General features: G+C 65.0%; 19 protein-coding genes. 9 read left to right on the forward strand and 10 right to left on the reverse strand.

Features of this window, described 5'->3' with window-relative positions; genetic code table 11:
• Positions 1–25 precede the first annotated feature (25 nt).
• Positions 26–1,561 (reverse strand): chromosomal replication initiator protein DnaA, encoded by a 1,536-nt coding sequence (gene dnaA / locus IHQ52_RS04175; protein ID WP_024497931.1) that lies wholly within the window; start codon positions 1,559–1,561, stop codon positions 26–28.
• A gap of 514 nt (positions 1,562–2,075) precedes the next feature.
• Between dnaA and rpmH the strand changes: the two genes are divergently transcribed.
• The 9 genes from rpmH to IHQ52_RS04220 all read left to right on the forward strand — a co-directional run bounded on the left by rpmH (position 2,076) and on the right by IHQ52_RS04220 (position 10,371).
• A complete protein-coding gene (gene rpmH, locus IHQ52_RS04180; protein ID WP_006437507.1) occupies positions 2,076–2,219 on the forward strand; it encodes a 50S ribosomal protein L34 in 144 nt (47 codons plus the stop codon).
• 44 nt (positions 2,220–2,263) lie between these two features.
• Positions 2,264–2,695 carry a ribonuclease P protein component gene (rnpA, locus tag IHQ52_RS04185; protein ID WP_024497932.1) on the forward strand — a complete coding sequence of 144 codons (432 nt, stop codon included), beginning with the start codon at positions 2,264–2,266 and terminating at the stop codon, positions 2,693–2,695.
• Positions 2,692–3,195, forward strand: a complete 504-nt coding sequence (gene yidD, locus IHQ52_RS04190; protein ID WP_152528503.1) for a membrane protein insertion efficiency factor YidD — start codon at positions 2,692–2,694, stop codon at positions 3,193–3,195. Before rnpA ends, yidD begins: the two co-directional genes overlap by 4 nt.
• Positions 3,196–3,223: 28 nt before the next feature.
• Positions 3,224–4,423 (forward strand): membrane protein insertase YidC, encoded by a 1,200-nt coding sequence (yidC, locus tag IHQ52_RS04195; RefSeq protein WP_024497933.1) that lies wholly within the window; start codon positions 3,224–3,226, stop codon positions 4,421–4,423.
• A gap of 44 nt (positions 4,424–4,467) precedes the next feature.
• Positions 4,468–5,121 (forward strand): Jag family protein, encoded by a 654-nt coding sequence (locus tag IHQ52_RS04200; RefSeq protein WP_024497934.1) that lies wholly within the window; start codon positions 4,468–4,470, stop codon positions 5,119–5,121.
• Positions 5,122–6,399: 1,278 nt separating this feature from the next.
• Positions 6,400–7,104 carry a 16S rRNA (guanine(527)-N(7))-methyltransferase RsmG gene (gene rsmG, locus IHQ52_RS04205; RefSeq protein WP_024497935.1) on the forward strand — a complete coding sequence of 235 codons (705 nt, stop codon included), beginning with the start codon at positions 6,400–6,402 and terminating at the stop codon, positions 7,102–7,104.
• A 225-nt stretch (positions 7,105–7,329) separates the two neighbouring features.
• The gene (locus IHQ52_RS04210; RefSeq protein ID WP_024497936.1) at positions 7,330–8,286 is read left to right on the forward strand and encodes a ParA family protein; all 957 of its coding nucleotides are present in this window, start codon (positions 7,330–7,332) and stop codon (positions 8,284–8,286) included.
• A gap of 37 nt (positions 8,287–8,323) precedes the next feature.
• Positions 8,324–9,364: a ParB/RepB/Spo0J family partition protein gene (locus IHQ52_RS04215; RefSeq protein ID WP_024497937.1), complete on the forward strand. Its 1,041-nt coding sequence runs from the start codon at positions 8,324–8,326 to the stop codon at positions 9,362–9,364.
• Between the two features lie 146 nt (positions 9,365–9,510).
• On the forward strand, positions 9,511–10,371 hold the full coding sequence (locus IHQ52_RS04220) for a hypothetical protein (RefSeq protein ID WP_024497938.1): 861 nt from the start codon (positions 9,511–9,513) through the stop codon (positions 10,369–10,371).
• On the opposite strand, the gene IHQ52_RS04225 is transcribed toward IHQ52_RS04220, so the two are convergent.
• From IHQ52_RS04225 to IHQ52_RS04265, 9 genes are all read right to left on the reverse strand, one after another.
• On the reverse strand, positions 10,316–11,449 hold the full coding sequence (locus IHQ52_RS04225) for an N-acetylmuramoyl-L-alanine amidase (RefSeq protein ID WP_024497939.1): 1,134 nt from the start codon (positions 11,447–11,449) through the stop codon (positions 10,316–10,318). The two genes, IHQ52_RS04220 and IHQ52_RS04225, sit on opposite strands and share 56 nt — an antisense overlap.
• 271 nt (positions 11,450–11,720) lie before the next feature.
• A complete protein-coding gene (gene trxA, locus IHQ52_RS04230; protein WP_006437518.1) occupies positions 11,721–12,059 on the reverse strand; it encodes a thioredoxin in 339 nt (112 codons plus the stop codon).
• 55 nt (positions 12,060–12,114) lie between these two features.
• Positions 12,115–13,122 carry a thioredoxin-disulfide reductase gene (gene trxB / locus IHQ52_RS04235; protein WP_024497940.1) on the reverse strand — a complete coding sequence of 336 codons (1,008 nt, stop codon included), beginning with the start codon at positions 13,120–13,122 and terminating at the stop codon, positions 12,115–12,117.
• Between the two features lie 147 nt (positions 13,123–13,269).
• The gene (locus IHQ52_RS04240; protein ID WP_024497941.1) at positions 13,270–14,103 is read right to left on the reverse strand and encodes an anti-sigma factor; all 834 of its coding nucleotides are present in this window, start codon (positions 14,101–14,103) and stop codon (positions 13,270–13,272) included.
• 155 nt (positions 14,104–14,258) lie between these two features.
• Positions 14,259–14,834 (reverse strand): RNA polymerase sigma factor SigM, encoded by a 576-nt coding sequence (sigM, locus tag IHQ52_RS04245; protein WP_006437521.1) that lies wholly within the window; start codon positions 14,832–14,834, stop codon positions 14,259–14,261.
• A 96-nt stretch (positions 14,835–14,930) separates the two neighbouring features.
• Complete coding sequence (locus IHQ52_RS04250; protein ID WP_024497942.1) at positions 14,931–15,293, reverse strand: SH3-like domain-containing protein; 363 nt, start codon at positions 15,291–15,293, stop codon at positions 14,931–14,933.
• A gap of 2 nt (positions 15,294–15,295) precedes the next feature.
• Entirely contained in the window at positions 15,296–16,024 is a 729-nt protein-coding gene (scnC, locus tag IHQ52_RS04255) for a thiocyanate hydrolase subunit gamma (protein ID WP_024497943.1), read from the reverse strand.
• Positions 16,021–16,881 carry an SH3-like domain-containing protein gene (locus tag IHQ52_RS04260; RefSeq protein WP_035760296.1) on the reverse strand — a complete coding sequence of 287 codons (861 nt, stop codon included), beginning with the start codon at positions 16,879–16,881 and terminating at the stop codon, positions 16,021–16,023. The genes scnC and IHQ52_RS04260 overlap by 4 nt, the downstream gene beginning before the upstream one ends.
• A 110-nt stretch (positions 16,882–16,991) precedes the next feature.
• Positions 16,992–17,774 (reverse strand): TetR/AcrR family transcriptional regulator, encoded by a 783-nt coding sequence (locus IHQ52_RS04265; RefSeq protein ID WP_024497946.1) that lies wholly within the window; start codon positions 17,772–17,774, stop codon positions 16,992–16,994.
• Positions 17,775–17,829: the final 55 nt, after the last annotated feature.

Here is a 17,829-nt window from a genome sequence, read left to right on the forward strand (position 1 = left end):
AAAGCGGAGAAGAGAAGGAGCCCGCTCAGCCCACCGCACGCTGCTTGATACGCGCGGTGAGCTCCTGGACGTGGTCGTAGACCTTGCGCCGCTCGGCCATCTCCTTGCGGATCTTGCGCTCGGCGTACATGACGGTCGTGTGGTCCCGGTCGAAGGTCTCACCGATCTTGGGCAACGACAGGTCGGTCAGCTCGCGGCACAGGTACATCGAGATCTGACGTGCCTGGGCGATGGACCGGGTCTTGCCGGGGCCGCGCAGTTCCTCGAGCGAGACGTCGAAGTACTCGGCGGTGATCGCCAGGATGCTGGCGGCACTGACCTCGAGGGTGCCCGAGTTCGGCAGCAGTGCCTGGAGAACGACGTCCGCGAGGGACTTGTCGAGAGCGGCGTCGTTGAGCGAGGCGAAGGCCGTCACGCGGATCAGCGCACCCTCGAGTTCGCGGATGTTGCGTTCGATCTTCGACGCGATGAGCTCGAGAACGTCGTCGGGCACGGCGATGTTGTCCATCTGCGCCTTCTTGCGCAGGATGGCGATACGGGTCTCCAGATCCGGCGGCTGAACGTCGGTGATCAGCCCCCACTCGAACCGGGTCCGTAGCCGATCTTCAAGTGTTGCAAGCTGTTTCGGCGGACGGTCGGACGAGATGACAATCTGCTTGCTGGCGTTGTGGAGCGTGTTGAAGGTGTGGAAGAACTCTTCCTGGATACCTTCTTTTCCGACCAGGAACTGGATGTCGTCGACGAGCAGCACGTCGACGTCGCGATAGCGACGCTTGAACGCCACCCGTCGGTCGTCGCGCAGCGAGTTGATGAAGTCGTTGGTGAATTCCTCGGTCGAGACGTACTTGACGCGCATCCCGGGGAACAGACGCTGGGCGTAGTGCCCGGCCGCGTGGAGCAGGTGGGTCTTGCCCAGCCCCGACTCTCCCCAGATGAACAGCGGGTTGTACGCCCGGGCCGGGGCCTCGGACACCGCGACCGCCGACGCATGCGCGAAGCGGTTCGACGCACCGATGACGAAAGTGTCAAAGGTGTACTTGGGGTTCAGGTTTGCGCCGGAGGGAGACGGCGTGGTCGTCGGCCGCTCGGCGAAGTACGAGGCCCAGTCGCCCGACGGCCTCCCGGTGTCGGCGCCCGGTGTCTGTCCGGTACCGGGAGTGGCCGGGAATCCGGCACCGATGGCCGCACCCGGCACCGCGGAGTAGTCGGACGCGACCGCCGCGCCGTTGACCGCGCGGGGTTCGGGAGCGGCCGGATCCGGTACGGGTTCGTCGTTGCGCGGGGTCGCGATGCGGACACCGAGATCGACCGGCTCATTGAGGTGACGACTCAGGACCGAACGGATGGTCTCCCGCAGATTCCGCTCGATCTGCTCCTGGACCAGAGCGGTCGGCACGGTGAGAAGAGCGAAACCCTCAGTGAGTGTGAGGGGACGAACCAGTGACAGCCACGCCTTCTGCTGGCGTGTCAGTGGTTCATGGTCACGTGCGGCTTCGTCGTCGTTGAGTTCGGCGACGACCTGCTGCCACACCTCACCGAATGTGTCGCGGTCTGAAGTCACGGGGCTGGCCTCCTGACCCGGAAAACTACCAGCGTTGACGAGGGCCGGGGCACCCACGTCATCAACCGCATCTCTCCACAGAGTTATCCACACCTGTGTACAACGGTGATGACGAACTTGGGACTTTGGTCGGTAACCTCGGTTTCCCAGGGACACATCCTGGTGTCCGGCAGGGGTTCGCGGCCGACGCTGTGACAGAACGTAACAGAGGTCTCGGCGGGGTACAAAGCGATCGGGACAATTGACTCGTTCGGACTGATTTTCGTGACTCAAGTGCTTCAGAACACACCTGGTGGGACACTGTTCAGCCGGCCCGACGACCGCGTTTGATTTGAGCGCGCGCTATCAGTAGTCTCGACTGGTCATCCAGGTAGCGGATTTGCGCGGCGTTTTGTCAAGTTCGCCGAGTTCATCACCGACACGAGTTCGGCACCGTTCTGGATCAACGACCAACGACAACATGTGGGTCACGTGCGGGTAACCGGCGTGCTCACAGGGAGCACAAGGAGTCACCGTGGCCAAGGGCAAGCGTACTTTCCAGCCGAACAATCGTCGTCGTTCGCGCGTGCACGGCTTCCGTCTGCGTATGCGGACCCGCGCCGGCCGTGCGATCGTCAGCAGCCGTCGTACCAAGGGCCGCGCGAAGCTCACCGCCTGATCGTCGGCTACTCACCGGATCCTCGCGGTCCGGTCAGCTGATCGATGACTGCGTCTTCTCATCGGATCTCTCGTGGATCCGACTTCTCACGCACCCTCAAGTCCGGTGCGCGGGTGAATGCTCGTGACTTCGTCGTACACCTGGCACCGGTCAGCTCACAGTGGCCGGATCCCACCGGGCTGCGACGCGATGTCGCCATGACAGGTGGACCCTGGCTCGGCCTTGTCGTGAGCAAATCGGTGGGCAACGCCGTGGTCCGTCACGCCGTCGCCCGACGCCTACGGGCTGCGTTCGCGGCGACGAGGCACCTCTGCCCGACCGTGGAGACCTACGTGGTGATCCGCGCCCGACGCGGCGCCGCGGACAGGACCGGTGAAGAACTGGCCGACCAACTGCGGTCAGCCTTCACCAGCCGCCGGGTCGCCGATATGGCGCACTCCGTGGCGGTACCCACCGGGGCCGGTGTCGGACGATGAGCGACGCCGAGCTGGATGACCGCGGATTGGTCCCCTCCCCCACCCGGGACCACTCCCCCACCCCGTCATCGTCGACGCCGATCACTCGGACCGACTCGCCCGCGCCGGCGGACGATCAGCTCACCGTTCTGGCCCGGATGCGCCGAGGAGCCCACCTGCTCCCGCGCCGCACGGTCATCTTTCTCATCGAGCTCTACCGGACGTGGGTTTCGCCTCTTCGCTTACCGACGTGCCGGTTCGAGCCGACCTGCTCGGGTTATGCAGTGGAAGCGCTCGAACGTCACGGTTTTCTGTACGGCTCGGCGCTGGCAACGATCCGGCTGCTCAAGTGCGGGCCGTGGCACAGGCCCGGATACGACCCGGTTCCGGACAAAGGTCCCCGTGAACTGTGGAGTGACCTTTGCGGCCGGGTCCGTGAACTCTCCGGCGGGCAGCAGTCGGCCCACAGTGGCCGGAGCCGGACCCATCAGCCACCGTCCCGGCGGAACGATTCCACCTAGAGAACAACAAGTAAGGGGTATCTGACCCGTGCTCGACTTCATCTACTACCCGGTGTCCGGGATCATGTGGGTGTGGCACTGGCTCTTCAGCTATGTCACGCCCGACAGTCCCGGTGGCGACGGCATCGCCTGGGCACTGTCCGTGGTGTTCCTCGTGTTCACCCTGCGCGCGATTCTCTACAAGCCCTTCGTGAAGCAGATCCGCACCACGAAGAAGATGCAGGAGATCAACCCGCAGCTCCAGGCGATCCGAAAGAAGTACTCCAAGGATCGGGTCAAGATGACCGAGGAGATGCAGAAGCTCCAGAAGGAGCACGGCTTCAACCCCATGCTCGGCTGCCTGCCGATGCTGCTGCAGATCCCGGTGTTCATCGGTCTGTTCCACGTGCTCCGTTCGTTCAACCGCATGGGCACCGGCATGGGACAGCTCCACATGAGTGCCGCCGAGACCCGCGCCACCGGCAACTACGTCTTCAGCGCCGAACAGGTGCAGAACTTCCTCGACGCCCGACTGTTCGGCGTGCCGCTGTCGTCCTACCTGACGGAGCCGGTCACCGAGTTCCAGGCCTTCGTCAACCCCGGCGACCCCATCGACTTCACCCGTGTGCAGATCGCCTACGTCATCGTCCCGATGATGATCATCGCGTCGATCGCCACGCACATGAACTCGCGCGCATCGGTCGCACGTCAGCCCGAGGCGGCCCTCGAGAATCCGCAGACCCGGATGATGAACAACCTCGCGTTGTACGTCTTCCCCATCGGCATCCTGATCACCGGTCCGTTCTTCCCCGTCGCGATCCTCCTGTACTGGATGAGCAACAACATCTGGACCTACGGGCAGCAGCACCTGGTGTTCGGCAAGATCGCCAAGGAAGAGGAAGAGGCCAGGCGTCTCAAGCAGGAGAAGCTGAAGGCGAACGCTCCCAAACCGGGCGCACGTCCGGACCGTCCGAAGAAGCGCAACACAGCTGCCGACGCGTCGACCGCCTCAGAGTCGACGGGTGTGTCGATGATCAAGGCGGATTCGACCGACAACGCGGATTCGACTTCCGACTCCTCCCCCGACGGATCCTCCACGGCCGACGCCGGCCCGGGCGCCAAGCCGAAGCCGGGACAGAAGCCGACGCGCTCAGGCGCCGGCGCGGGCCCGGCCTCAAAGAAGCAACCCCCCAACCGGGGTGGGAAGTCCACCGCCAAGCGCGGTGGAAAGCGCGGCGGCAAACGATGACCGCACAGGACTTGTTCGACGAAGCACAGAGTTAGGTGAATGAGATGACAGCAGAGACTGCAACTCAAACCGGTTCGGAGACCGAGGCGCAGGATGACGCCAAGGTCTCGACCGAAGCCCAGGCCGACACCACTGATTCGACCGGTGCGGAGAATGCTGCCGACACCGACGTCACCGAGGAGTCCGCTGAGGACTTCGACGACGACCAGGACGATGACGAGGATGACGAGGATGACGAGGATCGACTCGTCGAGGAGGGCGAGATCGCGGGCGACTACCTCGAGCAACTGCTCGACGTCCTCGACTTCGACGGCGACATCGATCTGGATGTCGACGGCGACCGTGCCGTCGTGAGCATCGACGGCGGGGACGACCTGACCAAGCTCGTCGGACGCAAGGGTGAAGTTCTCGATGCACTCCAGGAGCTGACCCGTCTCGCGGTCCAGCAGGCGACCGGAGAGCGCAGTCGGCTGATGCTCGACATCGCTCGGTGGCGTGCGGATCGCCGTGACCGCCTGGCACGTCTTGGCCGTGAGGTTGCCGAGCGTGTGCTCAAGTCGGGCGAGCGCGAGGCGCTGGATCCGATGACCCCGTTCGAGCGGAAGATCGTCCACGACGCGGTCGCCGCTGTCGACGGCGTCGTCAGCGAGAGCGAGGGTGCCGAGCCCAAGCGCCGCGTGGTGGTTCTCCCCGAGTAGGACTCCCGGACCACGAGTTGACTCAGGCCCCGACCGTCGGTCGGGGCCTGAGTCGTCTTCGAGGTAGTCCTCTCCCCCGGGCCGTCCGCGATCGCAACGGAATTACACCGGTGTTGTTTCACGTGAAACATGCGGCCTGAAATCGTTCGAGGTGCGACTTTGAGCACGAGTTTTCGACAGCCTCAGTATGCAGAACATTACGTCACGTGTCGTTTTGTTTCAGCGGGCTCGTTGATACACAACGCCCCTCCGGTATCGGGCCCGCCGGTGGATCGGTGGTGCCCGGAGTGGTGCCCGACTACCGGCGCGGTGTCGCTGAGGTGATGTCACATATCGTCGTCGGACGCTGGGCACTCACGGTTCTGTCAGCGTCGGCCAGGCGCGTGATTTCAGCGGCGCGCCTAGCCCCTGTGTGCTGATGCGTCAGGGTCGTCCGGTCGTCGAGGCGGCGAAGCCGGCTGCGGTTTCACGTGAAACTGCGCTCACGCATTCCAGAGTTCGCTCATCGGATGCATCAGCTCTGCTGCCCTGTACTGAGCTGATGTCCTGTATTGAGCTAGAGCGTCGCGTCGTGCCTGGTGTGCATCGGCAAAATCGGTCGAGCTCTTGTGTAGCGTCCCGAGCCAGTCCCGGCCTGGTCGCCGCGAAACGTCCCGACCCACTCCCCTCGCTGGAGGACGATGCGTCTTTGTCGTCGGCCCCAGCGGCGTCGAGCTCCCGCATCGGGAGGAGGAGTACGGACGATCCGGATCAGATCTCGCGGCCATCCCGGCGATGTAACTACCGCCGCGGTTCACTGTCGGGTCCGCTGGTCACTCTCTTCACCGGGTCCCATCCCGGGGCCGCTCCCCCTCCGATGTGTCCTGCCGTGTCACCGACAAGTTGGTCCGGAAGGCCACCCGTTGCCGCGTCCGCCGGGCTTCGCTAGACGGTAGAGCGTTGTCGGGCGTCGTCGGTTGCCGGTGTCCGTTCGGCGACGGGCAACGAGTCAGGTTGCGTGGCTGGTGACTGCAGAACGGTTCCCGACGGTGCTGTCTCCAGCGCCGGGTGCGCGGCGTGCGAGTTCCGCCCGACATGAACTGGCTTGGGCCACTGGTTGTCGTGGGGCCGGAGGCGCGGCAGGTTCGGCACGGCTGTCTGCTGAGAGAGCGCACGCATGAATGACATCGATGTGTTTCACGTGAAACACACGCCGATCGGCGGCATGTGCACCGACCCTCAGTCGCGTCAGGTTCCACGTGAAACACTGTCATAGGACCAACTAGAAACGGAGGCTCAGTGTCGTCAGACGCTCAACCCGATGACCATCCCGACCTTGATGCACTACAGATCCCACCGGACACGGCTGATGTGGTCTTCGGTGAGCGCAAGGAACTGGCGGAAGGTTACTGGCGAATCCTGGCCACCGACGGAATCGATCACGGCCTGATGGGTCCGCGGGAAGTTCCTCGGCTGTGGGATCGGCACATCCTGAATTGTGCGGTCATCGAGGAGCTAATCGACGAGGATGAGAAAGTCTTCGACATCGGAAGCGGTGCGGGTCTCCCCGGTCTGCCGCTCGCCATCGCGCGACCGGACGTGTCGATCACCCTGATCGAACCGTTGCTTCGTCGGAGCACCTTCCTCGAACGAGCCGTTGAGACCCTTGGTCTCGAGAATGTGAGAGTTGTCCGAGGGCGTGCGGAGGAGAGGTCGGTTCGGGCGGAGGTCGGGCTGGCGGATGTCGTGACGTCCCGTGCCGTCGCACCGCTCGAGCGTCTGTCGAAGTGGTCCGCTCCCCTGGTTCGCGCAGGCGGACGAATGATTGCGATCAAGGGCTCCTCGGCGGCCGAAGAGATCGAACGAGATCGTGCTCTCGTCGGCCGTTCGGGAATCAGCGACCTCCGCGTCGTCACGTGCGGCGAGGTCCTGGAGACCCCGACCACCGTCGTCGTGGGAACCAAGACGGAGCGCTCCGGGGTGAAGAAGCCGCGGCGTCGTTGAGTATCGGATTCATCGATCACGCCGGGTCGGCTGATTGTGCCGACGGTGTCACATAGAGGGAGTTCTGAATTGGTATGGAGTCCGCGCAAGGCGCAGAATAGAAAGCGTTCTGGCAGCACGTCTCAGCGTGCTGCCGTTGACGATTCTGCATCTGTCGGAGCCGGGGCCACGTCCGCTGGCGCCGACGACTCGAACGCCTACCAGGTAGGTCAAAGGAGTGCCCGCGTGGTCGAGCAAGACCCGAACGTTTCACGTGAAACGCCACCCGCTGGAGCCCCGCACGTCGCGGGCCAACCATACGCCGACACCCCGATCGCGATGGCTGCTGAGCGCGCGAGTCAGGTCCTGACCCCCGGCGGTGCCGGCCAACTCCCCCGCCCGCAGCACACCCGGATCATGACGGTCGCGAACCAGAAGGGCGGTGTTGGCAAGACCACCACCGCAGTCAACCTCGCCGCCGGTCTGGCGCTGCGCGGGCTCCGTGTCTTGGTGGTCGACCTCGACCCCCAGGGCAACGCGAGCACCGCCCTCGGCATCGATCACCGCGCCCAGGACATCGCTTCCGTCTACGAACTCCTCCTCGGCGAAGTGACGCTCCAAGAAGCGATCCAGGAGTCGCCGAGCCAGCAGGGCCTCTTCTGTGTACCGGCGACACTCGATCTGGCCGGCGCCGAGATCGAACTCGTCTCGCTGGTCGCGCGCGAGAACAGATTGCGCAACGCGCTCAACGATGAGGTGCTGGCCGAGTATCAGATCGACTACGTCTTCATCGATTGCCCGCCGTCGCTCGGCCTTCTGACCGTCAACGCAATGGTTGCTGCGCGAGAGGTGCTCATCCCCATCCAGTGCGAGTACTACGCTCTCGAGGGTGTCGGGCAGCTCCTTCGTAACATCGAGCTGGTTCAGGCGCATCTCAACCGTGCGCTGCACGTGTCGACGATCGTTCTCACGATGTACGACGGACGAACCAAGCTCGCCGATCAGGTTGCAGAGGAGGTCCGACGCCACTTCGGTGACAAGGTGCTGAGCACGATCATCCCCCGCAGCGTCAAGGTGTCCGAGGCACCTGGCTACGGGATGACGATCATCGAGTACGACCCCGGTTCACGTGGCGCGATGAGCTATATGGATGCCGCGCGAGAGCTGGCTCTCCGCGGTGCAGCGGAAAGCGCTCAGGCATGACGACAGCAGGGTTCCAGTTCCGAGTGGAGGTAGAGGCATGAGTCAACGGGACACCGCTCAGCGTCGAGGCGGATTGGGTCGCGGACTGGCTGCGCTCATTCCCACCGGCCCCACCGACGACCAGACAAACACTCCCCGACTGGGAAACGCGGCCGCCGATGTCGTGATCGGTAAGGGTCCGACGCCTGGGGTCGACGGTCAGGCCACCCCGACGAGTGCCCCGACCATCGACGTGCTGAGTCGCGAAGAGGCCGGCGCTGTCTACCGCGAGATCCCGCCCAAGCAGATCCAACCGAACCCGAACCAGCCGCGTACGGTCTTCGACGACGAGCAGATGTCCGAGCTCGTGCACTCGATCCGCGAGTTCGGACTGATGCAGCCCATCGTCGTACGGCGCCTGAAAGAGCCGACCGCTGATGGTGTCGCCTTTCAGATCGTCATGGGTGAGCGTCGGTGGCGGGCCAGCCAGGAAGTCGGCCTCGAGGCCATTCCGGCCATCGTCCGCGAGACGGCAGACGGCGATATGCTGCGCGACGCACTGCTCGAAAACATCCACCGGGCGCAGCTGAACCCGCTGGAAGAGGCGGCCGCCTACCAACAACTCCTCGAAGAATTCGGCGTGACCCACGAGCAGTTGGCGGCCAAACTCGGCCGATCACGTCCGCTCATCAGCAACATGATCCGGCTGCTCAAGCTACCCATTCCCGTCCAGCGTCGTGTAGCGGCAGGCGTCCTGTCAGCCGGGCACGCTCGTGCCCTCCTCTCCCTCGAGACCGGGAGCGACGCTCAGGAGGCGCTGGCCGCGCGCATCGTCGCCGAGGGACTGTCGGTTCGCGCGACGGAGGAAGCCGTCACACTCGCCAATCGTGGGGACGGACCCGATTCGAAGGCTCCGGTCGCGCCGAAGCGTAAACCGATGCAGATGCCAGGACTCCAAGACCTTGCCGAGAGACTGTCCGACAGTCTGGACACCAGGGTTACAGTCAGTCTAGGAAAGCGGAAAGGGAAGATCGTCGTGGAATTCGGATCAGTTGATGACTTGGAACGCATCGTCGAGTTCATTGATCCAAAGAAGTGAATTTCACCGCGAACTTCCCGGTACCAGCGGATGCGGAAGTAATGTCACAGTGACGATTGATCGGTCAGACGACCGCCGGTTTAGTGAGATGGGCTGCAGCTCAATGGTTTTCGTAGATTCATGTCGTCGGACCGGAGCTCGGTGACATGAGCGTGTCGATCGTGCGGCTGGAACTCGGATCCTTCGAGTTGCTGCCCCAGCACACCCGGCGATGTGTCTTCTGGGAAGTCGAGCCGACCGCCCACGGCGAATCGTATGAGAGCGAATTCGACAAGGAGGCCTGGATCTCCGGGCTACTGCTCGAATGGGGCGCGTGCGGACAGGTCGCCATCGAATCGACGACCAACAATGTCATCGGCACGGCCTTTTACGCTCCGCCGAACAGGGTGCCCCGTTCGCAGCACTTCCCCACTTCCCCGGTCAGTCACGACGCGGTCCTGCTCACCAGTATTCGCACGGAGCCGGGACACGACGAGGTCGCCACGATTCTTCTCGACGCGGTTCTCGGCGATCTGATCCGCCGCGGTGTCCGTGCGGTGGAGTCATTCGGGCTCGTGCGTAACGGTGCCGGCGCGGCCGAGTTCGGTTCTCCGACGGGTTCGGCGACGTCCGGATCGACGGAGTCGGGACCGGCCTCCACTGGAGGCGCCCTCCCCGACCTCGACTTCTGGACGGACGAGGCGATCATCGAAGTCGCGCGGGAGATCCTCGAGGATCCGCAGGCCGATCTGTGCACAGCCTGCATGATCGATGCGTCGTTCCTCAAGAACTCCGGATTCGATGTCGTTTCATCCCATCAGCGGTTTCCGCGGTTCCGTCTCGAACTCGATGAAGGACTCGGCTGGAAGTTCGAGGTGGAGAGCGCGCTGGAGAAGCTCGTGGTGATGGCGGAGATCGATCTCGCCGGGCGGCAGCGAACGGCCGTCCCGGTGGGGTCGGGTACGGCGCGGGTCAGCGCGAAGCGTTCTCCGCGGCCAGGAGATCCGCGAAAGTGTAAGTGCCCGTAGGCCGGTCGTCCTGGTCGAGCAGGTACAACCGCTTCACCGCGACCAGGATGGCGTCGGCGATGACATTGCGCCAATCCGAATTGGCAAGCACCGCAGCGTCGTGCGGGTTGGTGATGTATCCGACGTCGATGAGTGCCACCGGCATCCTGGTGAGTCGCAGGACATCCCACGTGCGCTCATGCGTCCGACAATCGGCAAGCGGTGTGCGGGCAGCGATTTCGCGCTGGATGAAGCCTGCGAGATTACGCCCGATCGTCGAGCAGGAGTTCTGGTTGTTGCCGAAGTAGAACGACGCGACACCGTTGGCCTGCACGTTGCGGTAGTGGCCGCAGCGCAGCGAGATCATCAGGTCGGCATCCATCAGGTTGGCTACCCGGGCGCGTTCGTTGTCACCGGGACGGCCACGACCGTCATGAGACAGGAAGGTTTGCATCCCGGCGGCGGCCATCCGCCCCTCGAGACGTGCACCCAGATCCCAGAGGAGATCGGATTCGCGTTCGGCGAGATCGCCGGTCGAGAGGGGATGCAACCCCCCGGAGCCCGGATCGATGAGGATCCGCTTGCCCGACAGCTGTGGACCGGAGCGCCGAACCTGCTCCTCCTGGCGGATCGCGTACGGCGAGCCACCGGTGACGCGCGTGCCGAGTCGCTCGAGGGAGCGCAGCGTCGCCGGACCACAGATTCCGTCCGAGGCCAGTCCGTATTCACTCTGGTACAGACACACTGCGTTGTGGGTGTTGAGCCCGAAGATGCCGTCGACGAGGGAAGTGTAGTAGCCGAGGTTCTGGAGTCGGTGCTGGAGGGTGGCGACGTCGTCGCCGACCATCGGCGCCGAGAGTTGATACGAGAGGACGCGGGCACCGAGACGGTACGAGGCCTCCCGCAGGACGCGGTAGGTCGCGGGACCGACGATGCCGTCGACGATCAGACCTCGTTGCTGCTGAAACGCCCGAATTGCCCGGTCACACGCTTCGTCGAAAACGGCGTCCCCGTCCTCGGGCAACAGACCGAGCCCGACCAGGATGGCGCGGATCTCGGCCACCGCCGAGCCGTGATCCCCAAGTCGGAACAATGGCATGTCGTCACCCCTCGTACGAATCGCGGCAGGGTGACGCCCTGCCGGCGATATCTGGCGGACCGCACTACGGCGGTACCGGTCAGCATCAGCCTGCATTCTCTCAGCTGAAGTTCACTACACCAAACTGGAACAGGTCCAGCCGCGTCGTGGTCGGCTCGTGTCCCGCATGGTCGGGGACCCGGGCCGAGACTACCAACGACGAGAGCCCGCGGGCCGACACCAACGTCGTTCACCCGTCGGACTCTCGCCGCGGATCAGAAGGAACAGCAGGTCAGGCAGACTGGCCGATCACCGAGTCGAGCTCGCGGAGCAGTGCGGCCTTGCCCTTGGCGCCGACGATCGTCTTCACCGGCTGACCTTTGTCGAAGAGGATCATGGTCGGAATCGACATGATCTGGAAGTCACGCGCGGTGGCCGGGCTCTCGTCGACATCCAGCTTGGCGATGGTGAGCTTGTCGCCGTGGTCGCGGGCAATCTCCTCGAGGACCGGGGCAACCATGCGGCACGGGCCGCACCAGGTGGCCCAGAAGTCGACCAGGACCGGCTTGTCGGCGCCGAGAACGGCGTCCTTGAAGGTGGTGTCGTTGACGACGACCGTGTTTGCACCCATGGTGGTGTCCTCCTCAGATGGACTCAAGAATGAAGTTCGGAGTGGAAAGTGCAGGTCAGGCAGGTGCCTGAACAGCCTCGACGTCGGCGACGGACTCGGCGTCGACGGTGTGCTCGGGCGCCTCGCCCTGCTCGGCGAGCCAGCGCTCGGCGTCGATGGCCGCCGAACAACCGCTACCGGCCGCCGTGATGGCCTGACGGTAGGTGTGGTCGACCAGGTCGCCGGCGGCGAAGACACCGGGCAGCGAGGTGTAGGTGGTGCGTCCCTGGACGAGGACATAGCCCTCGTCGTCGAGATCGACCTGTCCGCGGACCAGCTGGCTGCGCGGATCGTGGCCGATCGCGACGAACATGCCCGTCACGTCGAGGGTGCTCACCTCGCCGGTGCGGGTGTCCTCGAGCTCGAGACCGCTGACCGAACCCTCGCCGAGGACCGAACGCACAGCGGCGTTGGTGACGAAGCGGATCTTGTCGTTGTTGCGTGCCCGGTCGAGCATGATCTTCGACGCGCGGAACTCCTCGCGGCGATGGACCAGGGTGACGGTGCGCGCGAACTTGGTGAGGAAGGTGGCCTCCTCCATCGCGGAGTCACCACCGCCGATGACGGCGATGTCCTGGTCCTTGAAAAAGAATCCGTCACAGGTCGCACATGCCGAGACACCGCGGCCGAGGAGCTGCTGCTCACCCTCGACACCCAGGTACCGTGCGGCGGCACCCATCGCGAGGATGACCGCGCGTGCGCGGAACACCTCTCCGCCGACCTCGACCTCCTTGATGTCGCCCTCGAGGCGGACCGTGTCGACGTCTTCCATGCGCAGGTCAGCGCCGAATCGGATCGCCTGCTCGCGCATCTCGTCCATCAGGGCCGGACCCTGGATACCGGTCTGGAAACCGGGGAAGTTCTCGACCTCGGTGGTGGTCATGAGCGCGCCACCGAACTGGATTCCCTCGAAGACGATCGGTGCTAGCTCGGCGCGCGCGGCGTAGATCGCCGCGGTGTACCCGGCAGGACCAGATCCGATGATGATCACGTCGTGGATCTGCTGGGTCTCTGGCTGGCTCATCCGTCCTCCGTGCTGGTGGGGTATACGAGATCCCGGATGTGTCTCGTCGGGATCACGGCTGCTTCAACACAAGGGTAAGCGCAGATGTTCCCGGTCAAGTCCACGCGCCCGGCGTGGTGACGCAGGTCTCGGCCTACGGATGTCGGGTCAGCCGCCGATCGTCCCCCGGGCCAGGAAAGCGGGACTGCCGGTGTCGCACTCGAGACCGACGATGAGGGCGTCGAAGCGGCCGGCGATTCCGGTGGACAGCAGGATGGCGGCAGCGGGGGCACCGTGGAAGATGATCCGCCCCGAGCCGACGACGACCGCGGTCGCGGGGACGAGGTGGGCCGCGGTGCACCGGCGGAGTGCCGCGACCGACTCGAACGGCGCGCCGTCGGTGCGGCCGAGGACCGAGAGCGCCGACGCGGAACCGGTCGGGTCCAGAGTCCGGGTGGACGCAGGCTGGGCCTGCGTCGGCCGCGGAGTGTCGTCCGAGGACGAGGACATCAGACGCAGCACACCGATCGAGCCGAATGCGACCACCACGACTGCGGCCGCCACCAGCACGAGCGGCACGACCATCCTCGTGCGGCGTGACCGTTCGCGTCGTCCGGCGAGATCCACCGGCGCGTCCGGATCGGCGGGTGCCGAGGCCGTGCCTGCGGATGTGGAGGGTGCAGCGGTGGACGGGACGTCTGTGAACGAGGGGGATGTGGCCGAGGACGATCCGGCGAGGGCGGCGAGCATGGCCTGGACATCGGCGCGAACCCGATCCGGAACCCGATGCTGGGCCGGCGCCGACGCGCGGAGTTGCCTTGCCGTCCGATCCAGAGCAGCCAGGATCTCCTGTGCTGCAGCGTCATCCGCGATCTTCGCACGAATGTGGTCGGTGGCGCGCTCGGACAGCACGCCGGCATGGAACTCGGCCAGCATGTCTGCCGAGTACGGCGGATCGGGCAGATCGCCGGACTCGGTGTCGTCTGGTCCCCGCGGGGTCATGGTGTCAGTCTTCCATTCCGGAGGTCGGGCGTCGGTCTCTCGATGGTGGCATTTCGATGGGCGTCGTCGGTGGTCGTCGAGTACTTGGACGCGCGACGCGCCGTTCCGGTTCCACTCCGACCGGGACAGCCGGGAAGATGTTGGCAGGCATGGGGTTACGCGTCATCGGCAGTCCGGAGATGGCCGAGGACCTGGGCGAGTTTGAGGCGCCCTCGCGCGCACCGGCTCTTGATCGTCCCCTCGGCGACACCGAGCAGTGATGCGGCTTCGGCGATGGAGTACCCCTCGAGGTCGACGGCGACGATGGCCTGTCGTTGGCCTTCGGGCAGTGTGTGCAGCGCCCGGCCGATGGAAACCGACAGGTCCACCGCGGAGATGTCGTCACTCGTGTCCGCGATCGACATCACGTCCCATTCGGGCAACGGGACGGTCTTGCGGGAGTTGTTGCGACGAATCCGATCCAGACATGCGTTGACGACGATCCGGTGCAGCCAACTGGTCACCTTCGCGTCGGAGCGGAAATCCGCCGCGGTTCGATGAGCGGCCAGCAGCGCATCCTGCAATCCGTCGGCGGCGTCCTCGGGGCTCTGGCTGGTTCGTAGGGCGACCGACCACAGATAGTCGAGGTGGCGGTTGACGAGATCGGAGAACGCACCCGGGTCGCCGGCGACGTGAGCCCGCAACAACTGCTCATCGGTACGCAGGTCAACTGCGTCTTTCCCCCCGGCCATGCGCTGAGAGTAATGGAGAAGTCAACACACGACGCAGTGGTGAGGCGGTTGTCTACAAGGATGATCCCATTGTGGACAGCCGGTTTGTCCGCGGCCTCACGCCTCCAGTCGCGCCCGGACCGCGGCCATCCGTTCGGCGAGTTCGCCTTCGTCGATCACCCCGCGGTCGAGCAGCGTGTGGGCCAGGGCGACGAGTTGATTCTCCGGATAGGGAAGGTCGGCATAGGTGGTCGCCGCCAACCGGTCCTCCTCGTCCCGGCGCTCCACGGTCCCGGGTGCCGCGCAGCCGTTGTCGGCGGCGCGGTCGAGCGCATCGCAGAGACCGTCGAGGCTGGTCTTCCACGGCGGAACGAGATTGGCGACCCCGTACCTGGCGGCCATTCGTGGCCACACCTGGTCGCGTTCGACGACCTCGGCGAGGGACGGGTGGACATCTCCGGTTTCGGCCCGCGTCGACATCGTCACTCTCCTGCTGGGTGGACGGCGGGCCGCACCGTGGTGACCGCGTTGGTGGTGACGCCCGGCTTCGGGAGCGCCACCCCTATCAGACAGTCCCGCGTGATGATCTCGGCCAGCTGGTCTCGGGTCCAGTCCTCGGTTCCGGCCGGACGTTGCGGCATCACCATGAACCGGTGCTTCTGGTTGGAGTCCTGGACCCGCACCGACACGTTGTCCGGTAGTTGGAGACCGAACTCCGACAACACCTGTCGCGGCCACCTAACCATCCGACGCCGGTAGTTCGGCGTGCGATACCACTCGGGCGAATTGCCGAGAATCGGTCGCGGATAGCACGAACACAACGCGCACACGATCACGTGATGAAGCGTCGGCGTGTCGGCCAGAATCGAGAACGCGGTGAAATCACTGGGCGTTCCGAAACCGGTGGGTTCCAGCCAGTCGACGCCGACCTCCTTGCTCGCGGTCATGGGTTCGGCGAGGGCCAACTCTCGAAAATCCGGTTCCACCCACGCCCGGGCGACCAGGGTCGCCGCCGGCGTCGGACCTATCTGCTCGGCGAACTCGGTGAACCTTCGGTGTTCCTCCGCGGTGAAAAGTCCCTTCTCGATGCACAATTCACGCAGAGCGATCTCAAGGACCTCGAAATCGGTGACCTCCTCGACCATCGGCGCGACCGTGCGCGCGTGGTCGTGATCATGGTCGTGGACGTGCGCACCGGGGGCGTCGCTCATGGTTCCTGGCCCTCCTCTCGACCGGCCGGCGCCAGCCACCTCTCCGGGATCTCGGTTCGCAGGGTGTCGTCGTCGGGGCCGGTGTATCCGTGCCAGAGCTCACTCATCCGGAACTCCACGACGTAGAACCACTCGGGTTGCGCGTCGGACAGACCCCACGTCTCGTCCTCCGGTGCGGGGCTCTCGTAGGCGACGGCAGCGATCTCGCCGGTGGCACCCCGAACGTATTCCGGTGTGCGCGTGTAGAAGACGACCGGTAGTTCACGCACGAGGACACGATTCCCGACGGTGAACCGTGCCTCGCCGGCCGTTCCGGCGTAGATCTGCGGATCGCCGACGCCGACCGCGTGGCGGTGGTGGGTGTTGCGGGGGACGTCGGAACCGTCGCCGGCACCACGGGGTCGCGCCTCGAGGGTCTTGCCGACCAGTCCCCCGGCATAACGTTCCTGCACCTCGAGCATGCGTTCGGAGAGCTCACCCAGGGCGATGTGATGCTTCTCGACCAGGACCCTCGCCACCGCCAGGAGCCAGCGGCCGTAGTACGGGAGTCCGAGGTATTCCGCACGACCGACGTCGACGTTGCCGATGCGCCGACGCTCCTCGGACAGCCAGATCCCGCGCCACGCCAGCACTTCACACATGACGTAGGTCATGTGCTCCCACAGCTCATATGCCTTTCCCTCATAGAAGATCGGCGCATCGGGCTCTCCGCCGACATCGTGAACCGGCTTCAGGTAGGCGGTGATACGCGCGTGATCGAGGAGATCGGGAGTCGGTGCGTCCGGGAGTTCCGGATAAGAAGATTTAAGGCGCGCAACAAGATCCAGCTGTCTCGCGCGCTCCTCTGCTGTACTCATCCGTCGCCTCCCGGCAGTAGCGGACCCGCGGCTTGAAGCAGAATGGTCCGAAATCTACTCCCCGAGCACGTCTTATGGAGCCGTTTTGGCGGAGTACGAGAATCGTGACGTCAGTTCAGCAGACGATCGTGCGCGGCGACGAAGAGTTCGACGCACACGTCGAGGACGTCTTCGAGGGGTTCGCGGGGAATGTCGGAATCCGATTGTCCCGCAACGTACCAGTCGACCATCAACTGGGTGACCGCGCCGACGAGTCCGACCGAGGCCAGCCGCTGGCGGGCGGTGGGCGGACGACTCCCCCTCGCCAGCATCAGGATCAGCTCTGCCCAGCCGTGGATCGCACTCATCCGCACGCGCTCGATCTCCGGCGAGACGCCGACGACCTCGACCAGCATGACGCGCGCCCGCCGCTCGTCGTCGGTCAGTGCCGACATGAAGGCCCGGAGTGTGGCACGCGCGGCGTCGGAGATGAGTTCACCGGCAATCCCTGATCCGGAAATCCTCGCTGGAGCAACCTCTTTCGGTTCTCGCCGGTCCTCGGTGTCGTCGGCTTCGGTGTCGTCGGCTTCGGTGTCGTCGGCTTCGGCGTCCAGGAACGGGCTCGCGGCGGCGAGAGTCGCGGTACGCGCGAAGTCGACACAGTCGTCGTAGACGGCGACAAGCAGATCGGCACGGTCGGTGAACGACTCGTAGAAGTAGCGCTGGGTCAGGCCGGCCTGGTCGCAGACACTCTTGACCGAGGCCTTGGCGTAGCCCTCGCTGCCGAAGACGTCGAGTCCGGCGCTGATCAACGCGCGGCGGCGGCGCGACTGACGTTCGGTCGGATCCGCTCCCCCGTAGCGTCGGCCCCCGATGGGTGCGGCGGAGGGCCCCGCGGTGGCGGACGTGGACACGATCCGTCGTTCCTCTCGTCGTGACCCGCGAATGGCGGATCGGCTCTTTACAGCG

It is taken from the genome of Gordonia amicalis, assembly GCF_022059885.1.
GTDB classification, from domain to species: domain Bacteria; phylum Actinomycetota; class Actinomycetes; order Mycobacteriales; family Mycobacteriaceae; genus Gordonia; species Gordonia amicalis.